Here is an 8,576-nt window from a genome sequence, read left to right as displayed (position 1 = left end):
TTTAGGTGGATGGACGGGCTACAGCAGTCAGCGTCCTCCAGGAATTGCAACGATACTGCGTGGACTACAGCAGTTTGACTCCTTTTTTACTGGATGGAGTTTCAATCGAGATGTGTATACACGGTAGAGTAGCTCAACAGGGGCGATCGTGTCAGGTCGCCACTTCTCCCAACAAACACAAAACAACAAAGGAAATACCATCATGACCACACTCGCTAGTCCAGAAAATGATCCGAATGACCTGAGTGATATCGAACTTCAGATCAGAATTGAAATGCTAAACGAACAGCATCGTGAAGCGATGACATTGCGAGAACGCTCGAAATTTGCTCGAAGAATCGACGAGTTGAAGACGGTTGCTAAACGAAGACGTACCGCTCGTTGTCGCGTCCAGAAGCAGCAGCTAACAGACGATCGTGAATTTCTCAACTCATGCCTTGAACTCGATTCCAGTAACTAACACACACACCGGGGATACCACCATGTCAAAGAAACATCAGAACAAACGTGGAACAGGCTACAACTCGCAGAAACAACAATCCACCCACAAAATCCCGTCGAGCTTTGCCCAGTGTGCAGAACGCTATTTCGGAACGCTTGATCCGAACAGCACGATTGCTCAACTTGCGATTGCGTCAGAGAACGATGCAGAAGTGCCCCGGCATAAGATTCAGCGGGGGATTGAGAAGCTAGAAGAGTATCGGGATGATGAGCTATTCCACGCGATGAAGGACGGAGATAGTGATCCTCAGCCATCGAAGGAAATAAAGTATCTGCTAAAGCTACTCCGTGGAGCTTTAACTGCAAAATCGGACAGTTCCTCGGTAGTGACGGTCAACCTTCCTGAAGATGCAAAATTCGCCCAGTTTGCAAGTCTCAAGGTTCCGGGTGGACGTGATCGATTCACTGCAATGCGCCTCCCCAAGCTACTTGCTGAGTTAGGTGCGGATGCCGATTCGATCGTCGTCCAGGTTCAGGATCGCTGGCAGTCATGCAACAGTAGCGATCGTGCTAGAGAAGTCGTGTTCACCGAAGCAGATTTAGCAAAAGTGTTGCGTTGGCATCTCAGAGGTTTGAGTGTAGGGGCAGCAGTAAGAAAAGTCCGTGTAGACCTCGAAATCACAGCTAACTATCTTTCCGCTTAAAGATTGCAGCGATCGTTCTTCTTTCTAGTAATCAGAAGGCGATCCGCTGCACATCTCGTAAAGCGAAAGTACAGCACAATTTCGGTACAGCCTACACTCAAAAAGCACCGATTAGTAACAACTCAGTGCTAGATAAAGCCGTAAGGCACTCTCAATCAGTACACAAGCTAACAAGGAAAAATGGCAACTAAAAAAGCAACCAAAACAATTGATCAGTCCGTTACTAAATGTCTACCCACTGCGACAAATGAACGTGCGTTATTGATGCAAATTCAAGTCGAACAAGGTAAATACGAGTTGGTTCGACTGCATCAAAAAGAATGTGCTTTCGATGCAAATAGTCTGTCTGAAATTTGCGACTACGATAGCGACGCAGATCCTTATTGGGGAAGCAAGCTTTTTGTCGATCCTTTATCGTTACGCCATGCCAAGCTCGTAATTGTTGACTTGGGCGAAATCGGTTATTTCGATTGCCAGAATCGACAAAAGTTTCAGCCGTATCCAATCCGTCGAAACTCTGAAAATCGGGTGGTGATTCCGCCAAGTCGCAAGTTTTCGTTGGATAACCGTCTTCGGAATTCTGAATGTTTTCTGCGTGACCGCATCTTTTCACCCCAGTTGAACAATTTTCCGATTGTTGGCATGAGCTTGGATTATGCCCAATACAGTACCACAACCGGAATTCGCAACCGTCCTTGTTTTGGTTTGAAAGTTCGCTGTCAGGTGTTGCTACTCGTGGGCTACGACGAGTCGATCGACCACAAGTATCACCACATTTCCTTTGAAGAATTCCCGTTTGGAATTGATGAAAGTTATTTCCAACGTGATCGGGTTGGTGAAGGCTACCGATTTGCCGAATCTTCGTTTGCTAGATAGTTCTTTTGGTTAGGGGGATCAGATTTAGCGATCGTGGATTCCCCAACCATCAACATTCAACCAAAAATAACATTCTAATCAACATCATGTATATCCTTGCTAACCGTGAATTTCCAACTTGGGTTGACGTTCAGAATGGAATTCGAGAAATTCTGTACTCTGGAGATCGGCAGATTGAAGGTGAAGAATTTGAGTTTGTCAACGAGTTCTTAAAACGCCATCCAAAGTACGATATCAAGACAGTTGACATGGTTGCTATCGAAGTTATTACGCATAGACCCAAGCCGCAATTTCCTGCATTTCCAGGTTTCTTCATCGTCCGGTCAGACGGAACAAAAGAAGACATTTCATACAAGAAATGCGTTTCTGGCAAGCGTGGTGGATACAACCATGTCAAAGACCATCTCATCGCTTACCGATGCGAGATTCAAGCCCAAATCGACAAGCAGAAAGGTAGAGGTAAAGACGTTTGTGCGTGTTGCGGATCGACCGAAAAAATTCAGATTGATCACGTCAAAGATTTCATCGTCATCGTGAACGATTTCGAGCTTTTTCAAGGAATTCAAGAACAAGTGATTGCAATGACTGACCATCCCTCGATTGTCGGGGAAAAGCGTTTTACTGATCGTGATTTCGCAGAACAATGGCAAGAATTTCACCGAGCGAATGCAACTTATCAAAAGCTGTGCGGTTACTGCAACCGCAAAAAGCCGAAAGCTGCACGATACCGCCAACCAAAACAATCGAGAAAAATTAACAACAAGTAAATCAAAATGGTGACACATAGAAGCCGTCGATCGCCGCTCCACTCACAAGCGAGATCGACGGTTATTTTTCAGGTTGGGGGATTTTCTCACCATCCCGTACCAAATCTTCCAAGTCTTCCACCGTTATTCGGACACGATCGGCGTGGAATTTAATTTGGGGTAGATACTCCCCGGTGTAGTATTTCTCCAAGTCTAGAATCACGATACGACCCACAACATTTGTCACTGTTTTCCCCTCAAATAGAGCAAGCAACTGTATCCGCTCGTATTCGGCAACTGACAGACGCATTCGGTTGATTACAAGTCTTGTGTTACTCGGATAATCCACTCCTGCTAGGGGTGATTTCGCTTCAGTCTGCAAACTTTTCGGGTCGTGGTCTATTTTTCCTCTTGCCGCTTCGAGCGTGATACCAAGCTCGTCGATCGCCGTTCGGAAGTAAGCATCGATTCTGTTCTTTTCTTCTACCAAGAATCTTTCAACCATTCCCCTGACCAAATCAGGAACACTTCGATCTAGCACTCCTGCAACTAACTTAATCTGAGTTTGTTGCGTTGACTTGAGCATTAGGTACGGAACACGAATTTCCAAAATGTATAACCTCTCTGATTGTTGTGTGTGTACTTTACTGTCCATCCTTGTTAGCTAGTGCTAGTCGAGCGGCAAAGTTTTATTTGTGTGTATAACACTAGATTATAATCGATTCTGTTGTCTTTTTTGACGTTTTTTGGTGTCTAATTCGTTTCCTTTGTGTTAGTATGAATTGCATAAGGGGGACAGAGAAAGAGCGGCAGCAAACCCCCTAGAAACAAAGGTTGCAACCGCTCATCCGAAACAATTACTCAATCGATTTTACACCATGAACATTGTTCTCGAATCAGAAAAAAGTGCTTCTAAAGTTGTCGATACGGACACTTGCTCGATCAGCTACGCTTCACTTCCTGAACCGCTCGGAGAAATCTACTATCAATGCGTTAACAACGATGGCGTACCCGACAATCACACTTTGTCTATGATGCTGCGTCATCTGGGGATTACCGAAACAAACGATCGAGAGCGTGATTTTGATGCGATTCATTGGCACTACTCCGCAGATCCAATCGTGATGCGGTTATTGTCGATTCTTTATCCAGAATTCCCGACTGAGTTTCCCGTCAACTAAAGGAATCGAACTATGTGTCGTCGTTGCCAAATTACAGGCTTTAACCAGCATTTCAACCATCACGTTCAGAACTAACAGGAAAACAACATGAAGTCAGCAAATCCCGATGATCAAGGTAAAGGTGGACAACGGAAGTCCGCAGCAGATCACAAGCAAGACTTCGATAACAATGTGCAGAACCGGGTTGACCGTGAACGCAGAGTGCAATCGCTCAAAGAACATCGTGACCGTCGCAACGCTTTATTAGCTGAAGGTCAATCAGACCCTATGAAATATATGAGAGCGTTGATGTCATCACCAACGATGTTCCCGGTGAATACGACTGCTGTTCCGGTTGTCGATTTGGATGACGCGACGATCGAGGACATGACCGATGATGATCTCGCATCATTACCGGAAGAAGAACTGAATAGCACCGAGTTAGTAGTAACGCCAGAAACCGAATTGAAGATCAACAACACAATCGAGTCACAAGCTTACTGGATGAGCTTGATTGGCTTATTGAAGGGACTTGACAGTGTGGTGGATGAGTTCTGCGATGCCACCAGTCGCGAGGAGCGCGAAAATTCCGAGATGTCCGACCGAGCGATCGAGCTTTTAGATCGCATCAAATCTAAAATTGCAAACCTCAACAACTAAAGGAACCAACAACAATGTACGCAGCACCTTTTACTACCGCACCCGTTGAAATTGATGTAGCGCTCGATATGATCATGCCCCAACTAGAAAATTTAGATCTGCTGTTGGACTCGATCATGGAACTGAATGACGAAGCCAGAGAACTTGGTATTTCCGAACAGTTCAGATTGATTTTAGGGGAGTTAGGGTACACCGATGAAAATCTTTCCTCGCTCACCGTGTCAGTCGATAAGTTGGCAGACTGCTTCTCGCGGTAGCAAATCAGTCACCAGACCGTTACGCTCCATGAAATTCAGCGTAAAATAGCCCCTAGAACATTGTTTTGGGGGCTTTTCTAATGCACAAGAACGTAACCGATGATCAAGCTGTTGATCCGGTTGAGATGTCACGATTGAACTATGAAGTGACCAAAGCCGTCGTTGATGGCACAATCAAGATCGACCGAGATTTAACGGTCGGATTGCTAAACACGATCGCCGCAATGAATCATGAAGTCTTCGCGCATCAAAATCTTGTAGAAGAACTACTTCTTGCAATCGAAAAGCTTGCCGAACTCGTGCCACCGGAAAAACATTTTGCAATCATGAGCGACTTGCATCAGCATTGTCCCCAGCTTGAGAAGTGGCAACAGGGAAAATTGTTAAACGATTTCTAAAACTATCAAGGAATTTAACTATGAATTGGGATTCATACATTGCTGATCTAATGCGACAACATGATCGAATTTCACGGTTGGAAAAGATTTCGCGAGAAGAAGAGATACGGACTCGGTACAATCCGAGTTATGCTCCACAAGCAATCCGACGAATTGATCTCGAAATACAACGAACTCAACCTGAAAACGATCGTGCAAGACGAATCTCACGAGATATTTTTGGAATTTGATCGGTTGGATTAAGGTTGACGAACGTAAGTCCCCAAAAGAAAGTCAACTGAATCGAACTAATAACCGTAGCAATCGTCGTTGCCGTAACTTTCTGCGTGGAGTGCTTGAAGCACCTAGAGTTGAACATCACGGCAACGACGATTGCTTATTGAAGAACTATCGATCGCCGCATAGCTCCAATGGTTAGAAAAGCACCTGAAGCCTAAACAAGATAGTTAACATAGGTCATTAGCATTGAACTCTGGCTGCTTTACTAATTTCCAGTCGTTAGCGTATGGGTTGCGTGGAACTGGAGTAGAAGCAGGTCGCATCTCAATTCGGGTCGGAGGTTGGACTGCTCCAATCGACCGTGAAATCTGTTGTTGCGGCAAGTTTTGTAAAGCAGTTTGTACCGCCCGTTCGATTGTTTGAATCTGTTCATGGCGTAGCTGTTCTTTGAACTCGGTGAGTTTGAGATCATACTCAGCTTTTAACTTGTCAAATGTTTGAGCATAAGCGTCTTGCATCTGCTTTAGTTCAGTTTGCAAGCGCTCTTTTTCGTGGTGTACAACCTGGAATTCCACCTCTAAAGCGCTGTACTGTTCTTCGAGGTCTTTTAGCTCATCCTCTAAGTCATTCACTGCTTTTTGAACACTTTTCTGATTGGTTTCGGAAATGCTGACGCAAGAATCATTCTGTTGCGAATCGTTTAGATTCGATTCCGCCCAACGTAGGAAGTAAAACCCCAACAAATCAGGAGGTGTAATATCGTGACTAGCGGCGGTATTCTTAATGTACATATAAACATTTTCTGCAATGCGGGGTCGCAAATCAGTTTCGCGTTTGATACAGTTACGATCTAATACACGATCGAATTCACCCGCAAATCGAAAGCCCCAGTTGAAAACGAGAATTGTCAAGTTTTCAATTGTTAGTCCCTGCTCGTCACAGTATTCGCGGATTTGCAGCTTTAATTGAAACGACATCGGAATCACAGCCCTAATCGTTTCCTGGGATTTATCGATCGAGTTCGGAATCATAACTTTTTCCCACTTGAAATCACTTGACAGCGTTGGCGTTGCCTATTACCATTATACGCTGATATCAAAGTGCCGTATCAAAACCAACTCAAAAAAAAAACCGCCCTGGTTGAGAGCGGTTTCGTGATCATTTACTGTAGTCTGCTTCTTCCGCCTCAAAACCCCAAGCTTCGAGAGAAATCGATTCTTCTTCAGCTTCAGCTTCAGGTTCCGGTTCTTTGTCGCAATCGGTTTGTACCGTGACAGTTGAAATCGGTGTTGAAATCGGTGTTGTAGCTATATTACCCTCTGCTTTGGGTGTTACTGGAGGAAAGGCAGCGCGACTGTTACCGTTCAAGGCAGCATCCAACTCTTCTTGAATTGGATATTGCGCCAACACCCGTCGAATCTGTGGACTGTTGAGTGCTTTCAAGCGGCGGTTCAAACCCATCAAGGCTTGAAAGTTTTCGACAATCAAAGCAATTTTTTCGTTCAGCGGTAGTCCTGTCCACTCGAAAGCTTCACATACTTCTTCAATACTTTGAAGTGTTGTTGCCGAAGGAATAACCTCAGCGTAGACGCGATCTAGAACGTCTTTCGCCTCAGTTTCAACCCATCCTAACGACTTGACTAGAGAATCGTTAGAACGCAGCATCGCCTTTGTAAATCGGCAGCGCGGAGCGGTATCTTTTGATTTGGTAGTTGTGGTGGCAGGTTCGGACTCATCCGTAGGAGAGGATGAGCCATCGATGTGCTTGGTTGTGTGGGTCATGGCTCGATTCCTCCCTTACGCGATTGCTGCTTCGGTAACTTCCGATTCAGCAGATGTTGGCTCGGTTACATCAGATTTACTTGCATCAGATTCCTCAGCTTTTACGGGTTCAACCTTTTTCCAATCAGGGAATTCAACTTTGTCAGCGTTGACCGATTGGACAACCGCTTGAAAGCCAGATCGTGCATTTTGCAGCACCGGATCATCAAGCACTTTCACACCTCGCTTTTCCATCATTTCGCGAGAGAACGGTAATTGCACACCTCCACCCAACCCGTAAATTGGTACTTGCACCGGGATCTTTCTGAGCATTGGTTCAACAACCTTTGTCCAGATATTATCGATCCATGCTTCCAGCGTTGATTTGTACTCTGCGGTGATGTCAACTCCGTTTAACATCAAAGCTGGAAATTCCTGATAGCTTTCTTTTTTAGTGAGCGCTAGATGTTTCGTCGCATCAGGTTCTTTCTCGTTGAAAGCTTTAGTCGTTTTGAGTTCGTCACCTTTCAATCGTACAGTGCGTTCTTTTGTCGTCATTTTCCAACTGCGAATTACTTCGCGCAATCCAGCAAGATCAACACCGTTTGCAAACTTATGCTGAATGTTTTCACCCAATAGATCAAGGAACGTGGTTACACCAAATCGCTGCACAACGGGCTTTCCAGCTTTGCCGTCCAAGAACAATCTGAGAATCGCTGTAAGATCTCCTAAATCAAGCAATAAATAGCGTGTGACAGCATCGCCAACTCTGACTTTTGAACCTTCAGGCACGATCGCTTCAAGATGAACGCGAAGATCGAGAACGTTTGCGCCTACTTGCATACGATGAACCCCTTTGGTCAGCCGCGCCATTTCACCAGGTAGAAAACCCATTTCCGGGGTGCTTGCCCCTAAAATCACTTTGTAAGTTTGGCACTTTTCTTTAGCGTGAGTGGCAATCGCGTATGCCAGGAACGGAAGCAGCATTTCGGCTTTGTACAAATCCGACTGCGACACCCGACGATGCAAGCCGAAAAACTTAGCACCTTCACCGATGATCAAGTGCTTGCCGTATGCCCAGTTCTTTTTCCAATCTGGCTGAAGGTCACGATCGCCTTCGACGTATCGTACTACGTCTTCACGAAAGTTGTCGTAGCTATCTTTCGCACGAGTCTCATCGACAACTACAAATGCTGAATCGAGAATCAGTTCGGTCACACTACCATCACTAAGAACAAGCTTTGGTAGTCCATTACCCATATCACCAAAAACGCGATAAACGGGTTGTTTTTTGAGGTTCAATTTCGACATATTTCTTGTCCTTCTGCGTGTGAATTAGAGAGAGTTAAAAGTC

Annotated in this window: 13 protein-coding genes; 9 read left to right on the top strand and 4 right to left on the bottom strand. The window is 45.1% G+C overall.

The window, feature by feature from the left end:
- Nucleotides 1-202: 202 nt before the first annotated feature.
- The 4 genes from ACQ4M5_RS37995 (at nt 203) to ACQ4M5_RS37980 (ending at nt 2,788) form a co-directional block, all read left to right on the top strand.
- The gene (locus ACQ4M5_RS37995; RefSeq protein ID WP_430680987.1) at nt 203-460 is read left to right on the top strand and encodes a hypothetical protein; all 258 of its coding nucleotides are present in this window, start codon (nt 203-205) and stop codon (nt 458-460) included.
- Between the two features lie 22 nt (nt 461-482).
- Complete coding sequence (locus ACQ4M5_RS37990) at nt 483-1,145, top strand: hypothetical protein (protein ID WP_430680986.1); 663 nt, start codon at nt 483-485, stop codon at nt 1,143-1,145.
- Nucleotides 1,146-1,325: 180 nt separating this feature from the next.
- Nucleotides 1,326-2,021 (top strand): hypothetical protein, encoded by a 696-nt coding sequence (locus tag ACQ4M5_RS37985; RefSeq protein WP_430680985.1) that lies wholly within the window; start codon nt 1,326-1,328, stop codon nt 2,019-2,021.
- Between the two features lie 86 nt (nt 2,022-2,107).
- Entirely contained in the window at nt 2,108-2,788 is a 681-nt protein-coding gene (locus ACQ4M5_RS37980; RefSeq protein ID WP_430680984.1) for a DCL family protein, read from the top strand.
- A gap of 61 nt (nt 2,789-2,849) precedes the next feature.
- On the opposite strand, the gene ACQ4M5_RS37975 is transcribed toward ACQ4M5_RS37980, so the two are convergent.
- On the bottom strand, nt 2,850-3,353 hold the full coding sequence (locus ACQ4M5_RS37975) for a hypothetical protein (RefSeq protein ID WP_430680983.1): 504 nt from the start codon (nt 3,351-3,353) through the stop codon (nt 2,850-2,852).
- A 292-nt stretch (nt 3,354-3,645) separates the two neighbouring features.
- Between ACQ4M5_RS37975 and ACQ4M5_RS37970 the strand changes: the two genes are divergently transcribed.
- The 5 genes from ACQ4M5_RS37970 to ACQ4M5_RS37950 all read left to right on the top strand — a co-directional run bounded on the left by ACQ4M5_RS37970 (nt 3,646) and on the right by ACQ4M5_RS37950 (nt 5,472).
- Nucleotides 3,646-3,948: a hypothetical protein gene (locus tag ACQ4M5_RS37970; RefSeq protein WP_430680982.1), complete on the top strand. Its 303-nt coding sequence runs from the start codon at nt 3,646-3,648 to the stop codon at nt 3,946-3,948.
- An 87-nt stretch (nt 3,949-4,035) separates the two neighbouring features.
- Nucleotides 4,036-4,587, top strand: a complete 552-nt coding sequence (locus tag ACQ4M5_RS37965) for a hypothetical protein (protein ID WP_430680981.1) — start codon at nt 4,036-4,038, stop codon at nt 4,585-4,587.
- Nucleotides 4,588-4,601: 14 nt separating this feature from the next.
- On the top strand, nt 4,602-4,844 hold the full coding sequence (locus ACQ4M5_RS37960) for a hypothetical protein (RefSeq protein WP_430680980.1): 243 nt from the start codon (nt 4,602-4,604) through the stop codon (nt 4,842-4,844).
- An 80-nt stretch (nt 4,845-4,924) separates the two neighbouring features.
- On the top strand, nt 4,925-5,242 hold the full coding sequence (locus ACQ4M5_RS37955; protein WP_430680979.1) for a hypothetical protein: 318 nt from the start codon (nt 4,925-4,927) through the stop codon (nt 5,240-5,242).
- Nucleotides 5,243-5,262: 20 nt separating this feature from the next.
- A complete protein-coding gene (locus ACQ4M5_RS37950; RefSeq protein WP_430680978.1) occupies nt 5,263-5,472 on the top strand; it encodes a hypothetical protein in 210 nt (69 codons plus the stop codon).
- 216 nt (nt 5,473-5,688) lie between these two features.
- Here ACQ4M5_RS37950 and ACQ4M5_RS37945 read toward each other — a convergent pair whose 3' ends face one another.
- The 3 genes from ACQ4M5_RS37945 to ACQ4M5_RS37935 all read right to left on the bottom strand — a co-directional run bounded on the left by ACQ4M5_RS37945 (nt 5,689) and on the right by ACQ4M5_RS37935 (nt 8,533).
- Nucleotides 5,689-6,492 (bottom strand): coiled-coil domain-containing protein, encoded by an 804-nt coding sequence (locus ACQ4M5_RS37945; RefSeq protein WP_430680977.1) that lies wholly within the window; start codon nt 6,490-6,492, stop codon nt 5,689-5,691.
- Between the two features lie 127 nt (nt 6,493-6,619).
- On the bottom strand, nt 6,620-7,243 hold the full coding sequence (locus ACQ4M5_RS37940) for a hypothetical protein (protein ID WP_430680976.1): 624 nt from the start codon (nt 7,241-7,243) through the stop codon (nt 6,620-6,622).
- Between the two features lie 15 nt (nt 7,244-7,258).
- Nucleotides 7,259-8,533, bottom strand: a complete 1,275-nt coding sequence (locus ACQ4M5_RS37935) for a hypothetical protein (protein WP_430680975.1) — start codon at nt 8,531-8,533, stop codon at nt 7,259-7,261.
- Nucleotides 8,534-8,576: the final 43 nt, after the last annotated feature.

The sequence above is a fragment of the Leptolyngbya sp. AN10 genome (genome assembly GCF_050565645.1).
In the GTDB taxonomy this organism is placed as follows: Bacteria; Cyanobacteriota; Cyanobacteriia; order Leptolyngbyales; family Leptolyngbyaceae; genus Leptolyngbya.
The sequence above is the reverse complement of the archived record's forward strand: the minus strand, read 5'-3'. Positions and strand labels throughout refer to the sequence as shown.